The organism is Rubellimicrobium arenae (assembly GCF_017916275.1).
GTDB lineage: Bacteria > Pseudomonadota > Alphaproteobacteria > Rhodobacterales > Rhodobacteraceae > Rubellimicrobium > Rubellimicrobium arenae.
The window spans coordinates 403018-421324 of the sequence record NZ_JAFMST010000003.1; the positions used below are offsets into that span (position 1 = coordinate 403018).

At 68.9% G+C, this 18307-nt stretch carries 14 protein-coding genes; 11 read left to right on the plus strand and 3 right to left on the minus strand.

Going from position 1 to position 18307, the window contains the following annotated elements; all coding sequences use genetic code 11:
- Window positions 1-9 precede the first annotated feature (9 nt).
- From J3P31_RS06675 to J3P31_RS06690, 4 genes are all read left to right on the plus strand, one after another.
- Window positions 10-963 (plus strand): ABC transporter substrate-binding protein, encoded by a 954-nt coding sequence (locus tag J3P31_RS06675; RefSeq protein WP_438270289.1) that lies wholly within the window; start codon window positions 10-12, stop codon window positions 961-963.
- Window positions 964-1352: 389 nt separating this feature from the next.
- The gene (locus tag J3P31_RS06680; protein ID WP_210527631.1) at window positions 1353-2315 is read left to right on the plus strand and encodes a substrate-binding domain-containing protein; all 963 of its coding nucleotides are present in this window, start codon (window positions 1353-1355) and stop codon (window positions 2313-2315) included.
- Between the two features lie 252 nt (window positions 2316-2567).
- Window positions 2568-3044, plus strand: coding sequence for a Cys-tRNA(Pro) deacylase (gene ybaK, locus J3P31_RS06685; protein WP_210527632.1), 477 nt, complete (start codon window positions 2568-2570; stop codon window positions 3042-3044).
- Between the two features lie 110 nt (window positions 3045-3154).
- The gene (locus tag J3P31_RS06690; RefSeq protein WP_210527687.1) at window positions 3155-4381 is read left to right on the plus strand and encodes a lytic murein transglycosylase; all 1227 of its coding nucleotides are present in this window, start codon (window positions 3155-3157) and stop codon (window positions 4379-4381) included.
- A gap of 60 nt (window positions 4382-4441) precedes the next feature.
- Here the strand turns inward: J3P31_RS06690 and J3P31_RS06695 are convergent, their stop codons facing one another.
- Entirely contained in the window at window positions 4442-5608 is a 1167-nt protein-coding gene (locus tag J3P31_RS06695; protein ID WP_210527633.1) for a hypothetical protein, read from the minus strand.
- 403 nt (window positions 5609-6011) lie between these two features.
- Between J3P31_RS06695 and J3P31_RS06700 the strand changes: the two genes are divergently transcribed.
- The 6 genes from J3P31_RS06700 to J3P31_RS06725 all read left to right on the plus strand — a co-directional run bounded on the left by J3P31_RS06700 (window position 6012) and on the right by J3P31_RS06725 (window position 11821).
- Window positions 6012-7127 (plus strand): 3-deoxy-7-phosphoheptulonate synthase, encoded by a 1116-nt coding sequence (locus J3P31_RS06700; RefSeq protein WP_210527634.1) that lies wholly within the window; start codon window positions 6012-6014, stop codon window positions 7125-7127.
- A gap of 147 nt (window positions 7128-7274) precedes the next feature.
- Window positions 7275-7469, plus strand: coding sequence for a hypothetical protein (locus tag J3P31_RS06705; protein ID WP_210527635.1), 195 nt, complete (start codon window positions 7275-7277; stop codon window positions 7467-7469).
- Window positions 7470-7592: 123 nt separating this feature from the next.
- The gene (locus tag J3P31_RS06710) at window positions 7593-8561 is read left to right on the plus strand and encodes an alcohol dehydrogenase catalytic domain-containing protein (RefSeq protein ID WP_210527636.1); all 969 of its coding nucleotides are present in this window, start codon (window positions 7593-7595) and stop codon (window positions 8559-8561) included.
- 166 nt (window positions 8562-8727) lie between these two features.
- Window positions 8728-9792, plus strand: a complete 1065-nt coding sequence (selD, locus tag J3P31_RS06715; RefSeq protein WP_246849303.1) for a selenide, water dikinase SelD — start codon at window positions 8728-8730, stop codon at window positions 9790-9792.
- 51 nt (window positions 9793-9843) lie between these two features.
- Window positions 9844-10896, plus strand: a complete 1053-nt coding sequence (gene mnmH, locus J3P31_RS06720; protein ID WP_210527637.1) for a tRNA 2-selenouridine(34) synthase MnmH — start codon at window positions 9844-9846, stop codon at window positions 10894-10896.
- A gap of 139 nt (window positions 10897-11035) precedes the next feature.
- Window positions 11036-11821 (plus strand): SDR family oxidoreductase, encoded by a 786-nt coding sequence (locus tag J3P31_RS06725; RefSeq protein WP_210527638.1) that lies wholly within the window; start codon window positions 11036-11038, stop codon window positions 11819-11821.
- Window positions 11822-11848: 27 nt separating this feature from the next.
- On the opposite strand, the gene J3P31_RS06730 is transcribed toward J3P31_RS06725, so the two are convergent.
- Window positions 11849-12952, minus strand: coding sequence for a THUMP domain-containing class I SAM-dependent RNA methyltransferase (locus J3P31_RS06730; RefSeq protein ID WP_210527639.1), 1104 nt, complete (start codon window positions 12950-12952; stop codon window positions 11849-11851).
- A gap of 92 nt (window positions 12953-13044) precedes the next feature.
- Window positions 13045-13995, minus strand: coding sequence for an MYG1 family protein (locus J3P31_RS06735; RefSeq protein ID WP_210527640.1), 951 nt, complete (start codon window positions 13993-13995; stop codon window positions 13045-13047).
- Between the two features lie 470 nt (window positions 13996-14465).
- Here J3P31_RS06735 and J3P31_RS06740 point away from each other — a divergent pair, with 470 nt between their 5' ends.
- A complete protein-coding gene (locus J3P31_RS06740; protein WP_210527641.1) occupies window positions 14466-18254 on the plus strand; it encodes a PAS domain S-box protein in 3789 nt (1262 codons plus the stop codon).
- Window positions 18255-18307 lie beyond the last annotated feature (53 nt).

The following is an 18307-nucleotide window of genomic DNA, read 5'->3' on the forward strand; positions in this document are numbered from 1 at the left end:
AGGAACTTGGTGAAACACTTCGCACTTATGACCACCTCGGCCTTGGCTCTCTTGGCCGGCCCGCTGGCCGCGCAGGAGGCCGAGGAAACGCAGGTGGTCGGCGTCTCCATTCCGGCGGCGACGCACGGCTGGGCCGGCGGCATGAACTACTTCGCGCAGGAGGCCGTGGAGAGGCTGGAGGAAACCTATCCGCAGCTCGACTTCGTGCTGGCCACGGCATCGGACCCTGCCAAGCAGGTCAGCGACATCGAGGACATGGTCGCCACCCGGGGGATCGACGCCCTCGTGGTTCTGCCCTTTGAATCCGAGCCCCTGACCGGGCCCGTGAAATCCGTGGCCGACCAGGGGATCTGGGTAACGGTGGTGGACCGTGGCCTGGCCGAACCCGGGATCGAGGACCTGTACGTGGCGGGCGACAATCCCGGCTTCGGGCGCGTGTCCGGGGAGTACATGGTCTCGGCGCTGCCCGAGGGCGGCAAGATCGTCGCGCTGCGGGGCATCCCGACCACGATCGACAACGAACGCGTGCAAGGCTTCGAGCAGGCCATCGAAGGCCACAACATCGAAGTGCTGGGGATGGAGCACGGCAACTGGAACCGTGACGATGCCTTCACCGTGATGCAGGACTTCCTGTCGAAGTACCCGCAGATCGACGCCGTCTGGGCGTCTGACGACGACATGGCCGTGGGCGTGCTCGCCGCGATCGAGGCCGCCGGGCGGAGCGACGTCAAGTTCGTGCTGGGCGGCGCCGGCATGAAGGAGATGATCCAGCGGACCCAGCAGGGGGATGCGATGGTGCCGGCCAACGTCACCTATCCGCCCTCGATGATCGCGACCGCGATCGAGATCACGGCGCTTGGCCTGGTCTCGGATGCACCCGTTTCGGGCCGCTTCATCATCGGCTCGGAGCTGGTCACCTCCGAGAACGCCGAACGCTACTACTTCCCCGACAGCCCGTTCTGAGGACCATCGTGTCACGCGCCGCCATGGCGGCGCGTGATCTCCCTCGATGGATCGGGGCAGGGCAAGGCGATACGGCCGATGCCCCGACAAGCAGGGGGGGCCAAGCCCGGCCAATCACGGCCCCTGGACGGATGATCCGATCCCACGCGCCAGCAATATAATTTGCGACAACAGGTATTTCGCAATTAGCTATTGCGGGGCCACGAGCTCGCATGAGATGAAGTCTGCGGGAGGAGTGGGCCAGCTTCGACGGCCGATGGATCCGACGCGACAGGCTCGATCAGCGGCGCGGCCCCTTGGGCTGGCGGAACCGATGACGCGCCCGGCTGCGCCCGATCCCACGCAAGGACCTGACCCGCTCGCAGGACCGATCTGAGGAGGAGAGACACATGACCATTACGCGACGCCACATGCTGGCGGCCTCTGCGGCCGTGCTGGCGCTGGCCGGTGCGACGCCCGGGTTCGCGCAGGAGGAGAACGGGGCCACCATCGGCGTGTCGATCCCGGCCGCGACGCATGGCTGGACCGGCGGGCTGAACTACCATGCCGAGCGGACCATCGCGGCCATGGAAGCAGCGTTCCCGCAGATCGACTTCATCCTGACCACGGCCGCGACCGCGGACGAGCAGGTCAGCAATGTCGAGGATCTCCGGGCGCAGGGCGTCGACGCCCTCGTGATCCTGCCCTTCGAGAGCGACCCCCTGACCGGACCGGTGAAAGCGGCGGCCGAGGAGGGGATCTTCATCACGACCGTGGACCGCGGGCTGTCGGAGGAAGGCATCGAGGACCTTTATGTCGGCGGCAACAATCCCGGCTATGGGACGATCGCCGCGCAGTACTTCCTCGACAAGATGCCCGAGGGCGGAAAGATCGTGGTCATGCGCGGCATCCCGACCGCCATCGACAACATCCGGATCGAGGCGTTCCAGAAGGCGCTGGAAGGCTCCGGCGTCGAGATCCTCGACATGCAGTACGCCAACTGGAACCCCGACAAGGGGTTCGAGGTCATGCAGGACTACCTGACCCGCTTTGCCGAGATCGACGGCGTCTGGGCCGGTGACGATGACGCTGCCTTGGGGGCCAAGGCCGCCATCGAGCAGGCCGGGCGCGAAGGCGAGATGGTTCTCCTGGGCGGGTCCGGGATGAACAAGGTGATCGACATGATCATGAAGGACGACCCGCTGATCGATGCCGACATCTTCTACCCGCCGACGCTGATCATCCCCGCCATCGAGCTTACGGCCATGCGGTTCGCCACCCAGGCCCCGATCGCGGGCCAGTACGTCCTGGACAGCCCGTTGATCACGTCCGAGAACGCGGCCGAATACTACTTCCCCGAAAGCCCCTACTGATCGGGGGCGGCGATCCGGCCCGGGCGGGTGAAGGCCTGCTCGGGTCCTCGCGGATCGCAGCGCGGCCGCACTGGGCCTTGCGACCGGAGCCAACCGTTGACGGCCGCGGGCGGCTCTTGTTCGGCCACCCTCGACAAGCGTGAAGAGGCATGCTCGTGATGGCAGCGGACTCCCATCCCGCCGTTCCGTCGTTTGGGGGACAGGATCGGGAGGATGGAGCAGCCCGTCTGCCGCGGAACGGAGAGCCCGGGAATGAGCATCGGCACCCCTGCCACGCGCGCGCTGTCGCAGGCGCAGGTCCGTTTCCGCGTCCTAGAGTATGACTACGTGACGGGGCAGGACCGGATCGGGCTTCATGCCGCCGAGGCCATCGGCGCGGATCCGGGCCGGGTGCTCAAGACCTTGATGGTCGAGGTTGACGGCAAGCCGGCCTGCGCCGTCATCCCCTCCGACCGGTCTCTCTCGATGAAGCGGGTGGCCGCCGCCTTCGGGGGCAAGTCCGCCCAGATGATGCCCCCCGACAAGGCCGAGCGGCTGACCGGCTACCATACCGGCGGCATCAGTCCCTTCGGCCAGAAGCGCCGTCATCCCACCGCGTTCGAGGCGTCGGCCCTGGCCGTGCCCGAGGTCGTCATCAACGGCGGGCGGCGTGGGCTGATGGTCGCGCTCGCTCCGGCGGATGCGCTCGAGGCGGCTGCGGCCAAGGCGCAGCCCTTGTGCGCGGAATGAGCGGCTGGATCCGCCGCCGGTCCGCAGGTCCGGGACAGACGAGGGAGAAAACTCCGCAAGGCAACGCGCCGCGGATCCCTCCGGTCAGGAGCCGATCTTCCTTGGTCCGCATGTCGTTTCTCCTCTGTCTTGCGGTCCTGGCCAGCCCGGCGCCGGCTCAGGATCGCGCCCGGATCGAGGGTCAGTTCCGGACCTGGCTGGAGCAGAGCGTCTGGCCTCGGGCGCAGGCCGAAGGCGTTACCCGGCGCACGTTCGAGGCGGCCTTCGCGAACGTGCGGCTCAACTGGGATCTCCCCGACCTGGTCCCACCCGGCCAGGAGGTCAGCCCGCGCGACGGACAGCATCAGGCAGAGTTCCGTTCTCCTGCAGCCTACTTCGGCCGACGTTCGGTCGATGACGCCACCACGGTCGGGCGGCAGATGGCCGCGCGCCATGCGGCCACGCTGACAGCGGTCGAGCGGGCGACCGGAGTGCCGGGCCGCGTCATCCTGGCGATCTGGGGCCGCGAGAGTGGCTACGGCCGCGTGGACATTCCCCACGATGCCTTCGAGGTGCTGGGGACCAAGGGGTTCATGAGCACACGGGCGGAGTACTTCACCGACGAACTTATCGCGGCGCTGGAGATCGCCGAGGCGGGGCAATGGCCGCCGGGGTCCCTCAGGAGCAGTTGGGCCGGCGCCCTGGGCCAGCCGCAGTTCATGCCATCCAGCGTCCTCGGCTACGCGGCGGATGGCGACGGCGATGGCCGGGCCGATATCTGGAACTCCGAGGCCGACACCATCGCGTCGATCGGGAACTATCTCGCACGCCATGGCTGGCAGCCGGGACGGGACTGGGGGTTCGAGGTGACGGTGCCGCCGGATGTGTCCTGCACGCGGGAAGGACCCGACCAGGGACGTCGGATTGCGGAATGGGAAGCTCTGGGGATCGCGCGGGTCGGCAGCCGTCCGTTCCCCGAGGCCGAGCGGCAGGCCGAAGGCTTTCTCCTGATGCCGGCTGGCCGGAACGGGCCCGCGTTCATCGTCACGCCGAACTTCTATGTCCTCAAGGACTATAACACGAGCGACCTTTACGCCCTCTTTGTGGGGCATGTCGGGGACCGGATCGAATATGGCGTGGGCGATTTCGCTGCGCCCTGGCGCGACGTGGGCGACCTCACTCGCCCGCAGATCGCTTCCATGCAGCGGGCCTTGGAAGCGCTGGGCCACGACGTCGGCGGGGCCGACGGCCTGCCGGGCTACAAGACCCGCCGGTCCATCGGACGGTGGCAGGAGGCAAATGGGCAGACTGCGACCTGCTTCCCAGAGCAGGGCCTGGTGGCCGCCTTGGCCCCGTGACCGTCACCGGATCGGCCGAAAGGCCCGATCCCGGGCTTGGGCCGGACATGGGCCTGCACGTCATGTCCCATGGGAGAACAGGTCCGGTTCGCCGTCCGACGCCGTCTGGCCGTTCTGGTCCTCGGCGGGTCTGTCCGACGCCCTCGTTCGCTCGATCATCGCGAACAGCACATGGTCGGAGCGTCCCACGACCCGGAGCCTCCAAGAGTCGGGTCCCTCGGGAAGGTTGCGGATGGCGGGCGCCTCGCGTCGCGCGACGAAGCCGATCCGCAGGGGTTGCCGACCATCGTGCCAGACCTCGACCGCGAACGGGTCGTGCGGGTTGTCATCCACGGGTCGAGGCCGGAGCAACGCCCCGGGTCCGATGAGATCGGCCAGGTCGGGACGCTCGCCGTAAGGAAGTCCGACGATCGTGACATGCGATGCAGGGCGGTCCTCCGACCCCGCGTCGTGGCTGCGGCGCGTGGCGCGCAAAAGGTCGGGGCTGTCCAGGGGCTGCACGTCGCCCCAACCCTTCGGGCCGAGGGAGCGGGGCGCCAGGAGATGGTTCCAAGCCTCCTGCAGCGATGCAGGCATCGTGGCCAGGCGGGCTCCCTGCAGGACGTCCAGATCCTGACGCTTCACGATGTCCCCGGCGAGATCGTTGGCCCAGACCAGCAGGACCTGCTCGACGAACGTGCAGAAGGCGGCCTCGAACACGAGGTTGAAGTCCTGGGCCTCTGGATGCGCCCGCCCGCCCTGGTAGTCCTGGAGCGACCAGAGCCCGTTGCGGCTGACCGTCAACCCGAGCGGCGCGGCATGGCCGATATACAGGAATGGCGGCCTGTCCTGTGCGTCCTCCTGCGGATGGAGCCCGAGCTCGGATTCGAAGGCCTCAAGGCCGACGATCGGAGGGCCGAACCCCTCGTCCGGGAGGGCCGCCCGCAGGAACGGAACCGACAGGACCGGCAGATCGGAGACCGGGTTTCCGACGCCGAGAGTCCGCTGATAGACCGCGCGCAGGGGGTCCGGAAGCGGGACGCCGCCATGAAGGAAAACCGCCTCGATCAGGACCATCTCCTCGTCCCGAGCGGGTCGCAACAGGCCGTATGCACCTTCCGGTTCCCGGTGCCCGGACAAGGCGATCTGGGCGCGGAGCAGGCGCTCCAGAGCCTCGAGAACCGCCTTGCGAGGGCGGGCCCGGGGAGCGGCCGGGGCGCCGCCGATGTCCAGTTCCGCAGGATCCATGTGCCCCATTCCGATCCATGTGGCCCGCGCTCGGGCCGGGCTGTCGTGCTTGGCCGAGATCTAGGCACGGCGGGGGTCTGCAACCAGTGGCCGCCGGACGGGCTCGCACAGAGTTTCAGGCGCGTTGGCCGGGCTTTACGTTCGGAAGGACGCGGCCCGAGGCCCGGCGACGCGACGTCATCCGGAATGTCTGGACAGGCGGCTTTGGGCGTTCTACGACTGGGGCATGATCCGGTCCACCGCAACCTATGCCTATTGGTACTTTAGCTATCCGCCCTCGGCGGAGGCTATCGTGCGCTTGATCTGATCCCACCCGGACCCGACCAACCCCGACAGCAGCCGCCCCTCTCGCGAGGCGGCTTTGTCCAAGGGCCGCCTCCCGTTCAAACCAGGAGACGACCCGATGACGACCGCGACCGACGACCTCCGCATCCGTGAGATCCGCGAACTTGCCACGCCGCAGGATGTGATCGCCGCGCACCCGCGAACGGAGGCCGCCACACGCACGGTGCTCAAGGCGCGTCAGGCCTTCGCTCGCATCCTGTCGGGCGAGGACGACCGCCTCGCCGTGATCGTCGGCCCCTGCTCGGTCCATGACCCGGTGGCCGCCATGGATTACGCCCGGCGGCTGGCCGGTCTGCGGCACCGGCTCGGCGACCGGCTCGAGGTCATCATGCGGGTCTATTTCGAGAAGCCGCGGACCACGGTGGGCTGGAAGGGGCTGATCAACGACCCCCGGCTGGACGGCTCCTTCGCCATCGACGAGGGCCTGCGGACGGCGCGGAAGCTGCTCCTCGAGGTCAACGAGCTGGGCCTGCCGGCGGCCTGCGAGTTCCTGGACATGACCACGCCGCAGTACATCGCCGACCTCGTGTCCTGGGCCGCCATCGGCGCGAGGACCACGGAATCGCAGATCCACCGCGAGCTGGCCTCGGGCCTGTCCTGCCCCGTGGGATTCAAGAACGGCACGGATGGCAACGTCCGCATCGCCGTGGACGCCGTGTTGTCGGCCAGCCATCCGCACCACTTCCTGGCGGTGACCAAGGACGGCCGCTCGGCCATCGCCTCGACGACCGGGAACGCCGATTGCCATGTCATCCTGCGGGGCGGACGGGCGCCGAACCATGATGCCGCAAGCCTGGCCGACGCCTGCGCCGAGATCGAGCGGTCCGGCGGCCGGGCGGCCGTGATGATCGACGCAAGCCACGGCAACTCGTCCAAGAAGCCCGAGAACCAGCCCAAGGTCCTGGCCGAGATCGGCGCGCAGGTTGCGGGCGGAGACCAGCGCATCATTGGCGTGATGGCGGAGTCCAACCTGGTGGCTGGACGGCAGGATCTCCGCCCAGGTCGGCCGCTGGTCTATGGCCAGTCGATCACCGACGGTTGCATTGACTGGGCGACCACCGAGGAGGCGCTCGGGCGGCTGGCGGACGATGTGGCACGCCGCCGTGCCGCCCTGGGCGGGATCTCCGGTGCAGGTGGCGCGGCAGCTCCGGCTGCGCTGGAGGTAGCCTCCTGACATCCCCATGCTGGGATGAAATCTGACAGGGCCGGAGCCCCGGCGCAGGGCCCGGCGGCCCGGATTGGTCGGTTTCCGCGAAACCGACCGGCCCCCAGCTAAGTTGAAGCATCGAACAATCCCAAGTAGCCCCAAGGAGGTGACCGAATGATCGTTGATGGCCTGATGACAGTGGAAGTCATGTACCATCATGTCGACCGGGTTGGCGTGGTGCCTCAGGTCAATGAACGATTCCCCTGTGACGAGGCCCCCAGCGGCTCCTTGCTCGTGATGGAGAAGACGCCGCTGATCCGCGGCGGTCGCCGGATCGGCTGGATCATCCGGGGGCCGCACCGGACCTGAGCCGCGACCACGGCGGCCTGCCGCCCGGACAGGTCGCCGATTTGGCTTGGCCACCCTAGATGGCCTGGGACGGCGCCCGCGACGGGGCGGCCGCCCTCTGAACCGGACATCCAGGAGAGACCCATGCGTGCCATCGTCCATGAGGAGTTCGGCCGTCCCGAGCAGGTGCTCAAGGCGGTCGAGTGGGCGATGCCCGAGCCCGGGCCTGGGCAGGCGCTCGTGCGGATGGTGCTGTCGCCGATCCACAATCATGACATCATGACCGTGTCGGGCAGCTACGGGCACAAGCCGCGGCTTCCCGCGGTGGGGGGCACCGAAGCGGTGGGCGTCGTCGAGGCGCTGGGTCCGGACGTGACCAACCTGGCCGTGGGCCAGCGGATCGCCGGCGGGGCGCAGCAGACCTGGGCCGAGTTCTATCTGGTCGAGGCCGCGCGCGCCTTCCCCGTGCCGGACGCCGTCAGCGACGAGACGGCCTGCCAGCTCGTGGCGATGCCGCTTTCGGCCAAGATGATCCTGGCTACCCTGGACCTGAAGCCCGGCGACTGGCTCGTGCAGAATGCCGGCAATGGCATGGTGGCCCGCCTGGTGTCCCGCTACGGCGCCGAACAGGGCATTCATGTCCTGAGCCTCGTGCGACGGGACGGGGCGGTGGCCGAACTGAAGGCTCAGGGCATCGAGACGGTGATCTCGACCGAGGCCGATGACTGGCCGGAGCAGGCCCGCAGGCTGACGGATGGAGCGCCCATCCGGAAGGCCATCGATTCCCTGTCCGGCGAGGGGCCGTCGCAGCTTGCCGAGGTCATGGCGGACGGGGGGACCATCACCAGCTTCGGCGCGATGACGAACCAGCCGCTTCGGGTTCCGCCGGCGCTGCTCCTGTTCCGTGGGATGACGCTGAACGGCTTCTGGGCAGCCCGGCCGCCCCTCGCTCCGCAGGACATCGGGCGCATGTTGCAGGAACTGGGACAGGACGCCGCTGCGGGACGCCTTGCACTCCCTGTTGGGGGCAGGTTCCGCCTCACGAACATCTCTGACGCGGTGCGCGCCTCTGCCGAGCCGGGGCGGGCCGGGAAGATCGTCCTGGAGCCCTGACCCGGGTCGGCAGGGCGGGACATGGAACCGCGCCCAAGAGGTCGAGGGAGCGATGTCGGGGCGCGTTGGCCCCGCGGAGTCCCTGTGGTAGCCGAAGGTCTTGGACGGGCGGCACGGTCGCGCGGATCACCGCCGGCAGGCGGATCGCAGATTGGGAGGATGGCGCATGAACGCACCCGAAGGACAGATGGAGCCGCGGCTGACCTCGCTGTCGCATGGCGGCGGTTGCGGCTGCAAGATCGCGCCGGGGGTGCTGTCGGGGATGCTCCGCGGCACGGCGTCCCTGCCCATTCCCGAGGAACTGCTGGTCGGGATCGAAACCTCGGACGACGCGGCGGTGTACCGCCTGAACGACAATCAGGCCCTGGTCGCGACGACCGACTTCTTCATGCCGATCGTCGACGATCCCCATGACTTTGGCCGGATCGCGGCGACGAATGCCATAAGCGACGTTTACGCCATGGGCGGACAGCCGATCATGGCCCTGGCGCTGGTGGGCATGCCGATCAACGTCCTTTCGGGCGAGACGATCGCCCGGGTCCTCGCGGGGGGTGCCTCGGTCTGCCGCGCCGCCGGGATCCCCATCGCGGGGGGACACTCCATCGACTCGGTCGAGCCGATCTACGGCCTGGTCGCGCTCGGCCTCGTTCACCCCGACCTGGTCAAGAGGAACGCCCGGGCGCAGCCGGGGGACGTGCTCGTCCTGGGCAAGCCGCTCGGCGTGGGCGTGATGTCGGCGGCGCTCAAGAAGGGGGTGCTGGACCCTGACGGCTATGGCCGGATGATCGCCATGACCACGAAGCTGAACACCCCTGGCCCCGAACTCGCCCGCCTGCCGGGCGTCCACGCGATGACGGACGTGACCGGCTTCGGCCTGGCCGGGCACGCGCTTGAGATGGCGCGCGGCTCGGGATGCGACATGCGGCTCGAGTGGTCCCGAGTCCCGCTTCTGGAGGGCGTTCGGGCTCTGGCTGCCCGGGGCTATGTGACCGGCGCCTCGGGTCGCAACTGGAGCAGCTACGGCGGCGAGGTGGTCCTGCCGGACGCCTTCGCGCCCGAGGACCGGGCGCTCCTCGCCGACCCGCAGACCAGCGGAGGCCTCCTCGTCGCCTGCTCCCCTTCGGCGGTCGATGGGGTGATGCAGGTCTTCCGTCGCCATGGCTTCGAAGGCGCGGCCGTGATCGGCGGCGCGTCCGAACCGGCGGGAGCGCCGCGTCTCCTGGTCGCCTGACCGGCTCCGTCACGACCCGCCGCGACGACTGCCGCTTCAGGAGCCCGATCCATGTCCCGCGCCTTTGCGTCCCTTGCCGACTTCCTCGCCCATGGGTTCGACGACCTGATCGACGTCCGCAGCCCGTCCGAGTTCGCCGAAGACCATGTCCCGGGCGCGATCTCCCTTCCGGTGCTGGACGATGCCGAACGCGCCAGGGTCGGGACCATCTATGTTCAGGAAAGCCCGTTCCGGGCGCGCAAGATCGGGGCCGCTCTGGTCGCCCGCAACGCGGCCGTCCACATCGAAGGGCCGCTGTCGGATCGTGACGGGGGGTGGCGCCCGCTCGTCTACTGCTGGCGGGGTGGCCAGCGCTCGGGCAGCTTTGCGTCGATCCTGAGCCAGATCGGCTGGCGGGCCGACACCGTGGAGGGGGGCTACCGCAGCTGGCGGAGGCTGGTGCAGCGGACGCTTTACGACGCGCCGCTTCCGCATCGGCTCGTTCTCCTTGACGGGTTGACGGGGACTGCGAAGACCGAGCTCCTGCATCGGCTGGACCGCCTGGGACTGCAGACCCTCGACCTCGAGCATCTGGCCCGGCACCGGGGATCGCTGCTGGGGGCGATGCCGGAAGGACAGCCCAGCCAGAAGGGATTCGAGAGCGCGCTCGCGGCACGGCTGGCCGTCCTTGATCCCGCCCGGCCTGTCCTGGCCGAAGCCGAAAGCAGCAAGGTCGGCCAGATCGCCCTGCCGCCCAGCTTGTGGTCGGCCATGGTGGCGGCCCCGCGGATCGAGGTGACCGCGACACCCGACGCGAGGGCACGCCATCTGGCGCGATCCTATGCCGACCTGGCCGCCGATCCGGATCGGCTCGAAGGGCTGCTCAGGCAGCTCACGATGCTGCGTGGCCGGGCTACAGTTGACCGCTGGGTCGCGCTCCTGCGCGCGCGGGAGGCCCAGGCGCTGGCCGCGTCGCTGATGGCAGACCACTACGACCCGGCCTACCGCCGCAGCCGCGCCCGGCATCCGGCTTCATGGCTGGCCAGCGTGTCCGCCGGCGCCTTGACCGAGGCCGAGTTGGACCGGGCCGCAGAATGCATCGCCCAGTCCGTAAGCCGCCTATGATCCCCCTCGCGGCTTGCCTCCGGTCCGGAGGACATTCCGGCATGAGGTGAACCGTCGGGCGGCGGTGGTGTTGAGCAGGGGCAGGTCGACGACTCGGACCTGACGGGCCCTGACCACCTCGCATCGACAGGAGATTCGGATGAGTTTCAACGGAAAGGTCGCCCTGGTCACCGGGGGGAGCTCGGGCATCGGACGCGCGACGGTCCTCCGCTTGGCCCGGGAGGGTTGTGCGGTCGGCGTGCTGGGGCACACGCAGGCCAAGGTGGACGAGGTGGTCGAGCAGGTCCGGACGTCAGGCGGCCGAGCGCTCGCGCTGCAGGCGGACGTGGCGTCCGAGCACGACATGAAGGCGGCCATCGACCGCCTGGTCGGCGAGTTCGGTCGGCTCGATTTCCTGTTCGCCAACGCAGGCATCAACGGGGTCTGGGCCCCGATCGACGAGATCACCCCGGAGGAGTGGGACCGGACCATCAACACCAATCTCCGGGGCACTTACCTGACGCTGCATTACGGGGTGCCGCACCTCAAGCAGGCAGGAGGCGGGGCCGTGGTGATCACCGCTTCGGTCAACGGCACGCGCGTCTTCTCGAACGCGGGGGCGACAGCCTACAGCTCCACCAAGGCAGCCCAGGTGGCGATGACCCAAATGCTGGCGCTCGAGCTTGCCAAGTTCCGCATCCGGGTCAACGTGGTCTGCCCCGGAGCCATCGAGACGGCCATCGACGACAGCACGACCCATCGCGACCCGGAGGTCGCGGGCGAGCCGGTCGAGTACCCCGAGGGCGAGATTCCCCTGACCGACGGCGAGCCCGGAAGCTCGGAGGAGGTCGCCGAGCTTGTCGCCTTCCTCCTGTCGGACCGGGCGCGGCACATCACCGGGACTCCGGTCTGGATCGACGGCGCCGAATCCCTGCTCGTGGGATGATGGATCGGCCCGACCCGGGCGCGCCGGTCAGGTGCGGTAAAGGCTGACCTTCAGGCCCCCGTGCGGCACCGGCGCTCCGACCGACTTGAATGACAGGCCCGTGACCTTGGCCAGCGAGGGTTCGCTGGTCACGAGGCCGACGCGCCAACCCGAAAGCTCCCGTTTCAGCGTCTCGCCCAGGGCGGCATAGAGCCCGTAGAGCAGCTTCTTGTTTCCGATGCGCGCGCCATAGGGCGGGTTGACCATCACCAGTCCCGAAGGACCTTCGGGTCGTCGAAGCTCGGCGATTGGCTGGCACTGGAACTCGGTCAGCGCAGAGACGCCGGCGCGTTCGGCATTGGCACGGCTCATCGTGACGGCGCCGGCATCCCGGTCGTATCCGATGAACCGGAAGGGTACGTTGGCCGCGCCCGAGGGCCTGGCCAGGCCTGCCCAGGCCCTGGCGTCGAACGTCGCCAGTTGCTCGAAGGCAAAGGACCGCGACCGGCCCGGCTGCAGTCCTGCTGCGATCTCGGCCGCCTCGATCACGAAGGTCCCCGAGCCGCACATGGGATCGAGCACCGGCTCGGCGCCCTCGTAGCCGCATTCGCGGAGGAACAGGGCGGCCAGGTTCTCGCGCAGGGGCGCCTTGTTCACCGCTTCCTTGTGGCCGCGCCGGTGCAGAAGCTCGCCCGAGGTGTCGACGCTGATGGTGCAAAGATCATCCTCGACCCGGGCCATGATCCTGATCTCGGCGTCGTCCTGGACGGGTGCGCCCAGCTCCTCCCGGATCGCGGCCTCGATGCGCTGAACGACGGCTCCGGCGTGATAAATCCGGCTGCCCTTGCAGGAGGCCTCGACCCGCACCGGCCGGTCGGGGCGCAGCACGTCGGCCCAGGGAAACTTGCGGGCGCGCTTGTCGAGCTGGGCGAGGTGCAGGGCCCGGAACGCGCCGACGCGGGCAAGGATCCGGCTGGCCCCGCGCAGCTCCAGATTCGCGCGCCAGACCTCGGGCCAGTGTCCCTGAACCGTCACGCCGCCGATCGAAGCCACGGGGTTCTGGAAGCCCTTGGCGGTGGCCTCCTGGAGAAGCGCCTGTTCCAGCCCCGGTGGGGCCACGAGGTAGATGTCGAGGAGATCGTTATCGGACATGCCCGGCGCGATAGCCGAACGACGCGGGAGCTACGACAGGAATCTGTGCCGCATCCGCTCCCCCGGGAATCTCGACCAGGCGGGGCGCCGCTTCAGTCCTCAAGCGCCTGTCGGAGCAACTCCATCACTCCATCGCGGCTTCGCGCGATGGCGATGAACCGCCCGGCGTGGCAGAAGACGGCGTCCGGCACGCCCGTGACCGCGGCGAAATCGGGACCGCGCAGCCCGGCCCATCGATCCGGCAGCGGCTTTCTGGACTGGAAGCTGTCCAGGGCAACATTGACGGTGTTGAGCTGCCATTCGTCCCGGGACGGCGCCACGACGTACTGGATCCGTGCAGCGCCCGATGCCGGATCCGCCGCCAGGATGGGTCCAAGGTAGTCCATGGATCGCGGGAGTTCGATCCAGTTCGGATGGCTTCGACCGGCGATCGCGGCGGCGACGATCGCGTTCGACCGCAGGCGCGCGGCGGTGCTGTCCACTTGGGCACGGAGGATCTGCCGCGCGACCGATGCCGCCTCGAGGAACGCCAGATCGTCGCGCCCGGCCCGTTCGTCGTCGAACGCAGGGCGGAACCACATCAAGAGGCCCGGCAGGGACAGCGGGTGCATCAGCGCCCGCTGATCCTCCCCAAGCTCGCCATTGTCGACCGCATCGATGTCGCGCACGAGGCCGGCGTCCATCTCGGCATGGATCATGTCCATGATGTCGGGAGAGGCGCTGTCCTGCCCGCCAAGCACGGCGGCGATAAAGGCCCGGCCAAAGTGCTGCCAGATCAGCCCGAAGCTGGAGTAGGCGAGGCCCTCGGGGCGGCGTGGCCGATCGGGCTGGTGATGATCGTAGAGATGCCGCTCGGGCGCGTAGCGAAACCCCACATCGAACACGATGGCCCGTCCTTCGGCCGCCGCGATGACCTGTGGGTCCCGGGTGCGCAGGAGGCTTGCGTCGGGATGGAGCGCCGAGAGGACCGCGAACGCCAGCAGATCGTCGGCGTGAAAGCTGCCGGAATGGGTGATGAGCGTCTCGACGCCTTGATCGGCCATGATCCCTCCTGACGTGTCGGCGTCAGCAGGTGACGTCCCCGCGCGCCTGCGTCAACCGGGATCGGCGCCGGAGATCGCCTGGAGGGACCGCTGGACCCCGCCGGCTTCGCGATCGAGAGGGGCTATCGAGCCGCAGTCTTGCCGGACCGGCATGAGGGCCGGACTGCCGCAGCCCGACAAAGGTAAGGCCTGGTTCTCCGGCCGGATCTGCCCAAGCTGCCCGCTGTCCGGGCGGTCCGACCACGGGATCGAGGCATGATGCCGCTTGTCGGCGCTTTTTGTCCTCGATCTTGGCCATTTCGTGCTATGGGCGAACTGAGTGGGTCACGAACAACTGCAAGCTAATCGTGGGGTCGACGGGTGAAATTCCGCCGCGCAACAACGTCGTACGGCCAGATCGGTCAACCTGACTGCCGGCGGAAGCCTTCTCGCCGTCAGGCCGAGCCGGGCCATGTCGAAGGAGGGCGCGCGTGACCCTGGCTGGCTTCTCCTTTCCCCAGGACTGCCCGGATGCACCCGAGGGGTCGATCCAGTCGGCCGGCAGGTCAGGGGCAGGAGCCTACGGCTACGGGCACCTCGAATGGCACGGGGCCGACGGACGCATGGTCTGGTCGTGCGATCTGCTGGCCGTCTACGGAATGGCGGAAGCGCCATGCGACGAAGCCGGGTTTCTCGCTGTTGTCCACCCAGAGGACCGCGACCGCGTCAGGACGGACGTGGCGCTGGCCTTCGCGACCGGCGCGCCCTTGGATCATCAGTTCCGCATCCTTCAGCCCAGCGGGGCCATACGGCGCATCCTGGCGCGAGGTGTCGCCGAGCGGACGGCCGACGACATGATCCTGCGCGTCGTCCAGACCGACGTCACCACTCTGGCGCCGCCTCCACCCAGCCGATCGGCCGAAGCCTTCGAGCAGTTGGTTGCGAGCTCACCCTTTGGCATCTACACCGTCGATGGCGCGTTCCGGCTCCGCCATGTGAGCCCGGGCGCCCGCCGGACCTTTGCGGGCATCGAGCCTCTGGTCGGCCGCGACTTCGCCGAGGTCATGCGGCTTCTCTGGCCCGAGCCCATGGCCGAGCGGATCATCGGGCAGTTCCGTCATACCCTGGAGACAGGCGAGGCGTACCGGGAGCCCAGCGTGGTCGCGCACCGGATCGATCTGAACCAATCCGAGAGCTACGACTGGACGATCGAGCGCATCACGCTGTCCGATGGTTGTCCCGGGGTGGTCTGCCAGTTCTACGATCTCACCGAGCGCAACGTCTATGAACGCGCCCTCCGGGACAGCGAGCATCGGTTTGCGCTGGCGCAGGAGGCGGCGGGCTTCGGCATCTGGGAGATGGATTTCGAGGGCGGGCGCCTGAGCTGCGATGCGGTGGCCCAACAACTTTACGGCGTGCCCGCGGAAACGCGGCTCACCGATCTGGCGCCGGCCCGGACTGCTCATCCCGCCGACGCGCCCTGCGTTCAGGACACCATCCGGGACGCGATGAAGGGCGGGGCCAAGCTGTCCGGCGAACACAGGATACTGCGTCCGGACGGCAGCGCGCGGTGGCTCTCGGTGAGCGGGCGGCCGGTCCCGGGGGAGGATGGCCGCAGTGCGCGGCGGGCGGTCGGGATCGTGTCCGACGTCACCGAACGTCGGGAACGGGAGCGCGCCCTCAGGAAGAGCCTCGCGCGGCTCGAGATGGCCTATGAGGCGACCGGGATCGCCTACTGGGAGGTGGACCTGACCACCGGCCGGGCCGAGTGGTCCGCCCAGCTCGACGTGATCCTGGGCCTCGACGGGGCCGAGCCGCCCACCGCCGACCTGTTCTTCCGCCATGTCCATCCGGATGACGTCCTCCGGGTGCGCGAGCGCTTTGCCCAGGCGATCGCGACCGGCGGCATCTACGACGAGGAGTTCCGGATCGTCCGCACGGATGGACGGATCCTCTATGTCGCTGGCCGCGGGCGTGCGGTGATGGCCAAGGACGGCACGCCGGTTCGAATGACCGGAGTAAATTTCGACGTGACGACCCGGCGGACGACCGAGGAGGCTCTCCGGGCGAGCGAGGCCCGCCTGGCGCTGGGGGTCGAGATCGCGGGGCTCGCGCTAGTCGAGGCGGACTTCAGGTCGTCGCGCGTGCATCTCAGCGACTGGGCGGCCCGCCTTTACGGCCTGGGCGACCACGGCATGGAACTGCCGCGCAGCGCGCTCATCGAACTGGTCCACCCGGAGGACAGGGACAGCGTCCTTGCAGAGTTGGCGCGCGCCGATGACCCGGCCAGCGGGGGGCTCTTCGAGATGACCCACCGCATCCTGCGCCCGGATGGCCAGACCCGGACCGTGCGGGTTCGTCGGCAGGTGCTCTTCGAGGGCGCAGGGCCGGCCCGGCGTCCAAGCCGCGCGATCATGGCTGCCCTTGACGTCACGGACGAACTGCAGGCCGCCTGGGCCCTGCGGGAGAACGAGGCGCGGCTGCAGCTCATCTTGGACGGGTCGAGCGCCTTCATCGGTGTCATGGATCCCGACGGCACCCTGCGCGAGGCCAATGCCGCGATCCTGCAGGCAGCCGGCGTCACGCGCGAGGCGGTCACCGGCCGCAAGGTCTGGGAAGCGGCATGGTTCAACCATGACCCGGCCGTGATCGCGCGGGTGCGCGACTCCGTGGCTCGGGCCGGTCTTGGCGAAACGGTGCGGCATGACGCCGTGGTCCGCATGGCCGGGGATGCGCGGCTCACCATCGACTTCATGCTGACGCCCGTCCGGGACGCGGACGGCCAGGTCGTCTGCCTCGTCCATTCCGGCTTCGACGTGACCGAGCGGAAGCGGGCGGAGGAGCTCCTGCGCGACAGCGAGGCTCGCTTCAGGGGCGTGTTCCAGTACGCGGGCACCGGGATCGTCATCGTGGACACCCAGCGTCGGTTGATCTCGGCCAACCCGGCCCTGTGCCGCATGCTGGGCTACGCCGAAAAGGACCTTGTCGGCCTCACCATCGCCGACATCATCCACCCCGACGACCTCGAGGAGAACGAGGAAGCGATCCGCCAGGTTCTCTCCGGCCAGGTTCCGTCCTACGAGACCAACAACCGGTGCCGCACCCGGGACGGCGAGACGCTGTGGATCCAGAAGCACGTCTCGGCGCTGCGCGATGCCGCAGGGCGTGCGGTCGGGACCATCGGCCTTTTCACCGACATCAGCGATCGCAAGAGAGCCGAGGAGCGCGCGCAGCTTCTCATGCGCGAGGTCAATCACCGGTCCAAGAACATGCTGTCGCTCATCCAGGCGGTCGCGCGACAGACGGCCCGAAGCAGCCCGCGCGACTTCCTGGCGCGGTTCGACGAGCGCATCCAGGCCATCGCCGCCGCCCAGAACCTCCTGGTCACCAATGGCTGGCAGGGCGTGTCGCTGCGGGAACTGGCGCTGTCGCAGCTGGCCCACTTCAAGGACCTGATCGGAACGCGCGTTCTCGTGGACGGGCCCGACTTCAACATCACGGCGGCGGCGGCGCAGACGCTGGGCATGGCCTTCCATGAACTGGCAACCAATGCCGGGAAATACGGGGCCCTGTCGAACGACACGGGGCGGGTCGCGCTTGGATGGACCATCCGCTGCGAGCCGGATTCGGATCGGGAGCTCATCGTGCTGAACTGGGAGGAGAGGGAGGGCCCGCCCGTCTCCCCGCCTGAGACGATGGGCTTTGGCACACGCATGATCGATAGCCTGGTCAAGTCGACCCTGGACGCCGAGGTGGTCGTCGATTTCGCGCCCGAAGGCCTGAGCTGGCGGGTCGAGGCCGACATCTCCCATGTGACGGAGAAGGTGCAGGCGAGGGCGATCCAGGACCGTCCGGCTGGCGGCCTGCGCAGGCCGGAGTCCGCATCCACCGCGCCCGCGCGGGGCCGCCGCATCCTGGTGGTCGAGGATGAGGTCGTCGTGGCCCTCGACGTCGCCATGGCCCTCGAGGCCCTGGGGCATGTCGTGCTCGGGCCGGTGGCGACGGTGGAGCAGGCCATGAGGACCCTCGACGAAGGCGGCTGCGACGCCGCCCTGCTCGACATCAATCTCGGCCGCGAGACGTCCGAGCCTGTCGCCCGTCGTCTGGTCGAGGCGGGTGTGCCCTTCCTGACCGTTTCGGCCTACTCGGGCCGCCAGCAGAGCCCGGTCTTCCACCGGGGGCGCTACCTGGCCAAGCCGATCGACCATCGGCGGCTCGAGGCGGAACTGGCGGCGATGCTCGAGGCGGTGCCCGCCACACATTCGGCCGCGGGCGCCTAGCGCCGGACGCAACCAGGCGCAGGGCAGCAGTCTCGGAGGTGCGACTCGCCTGC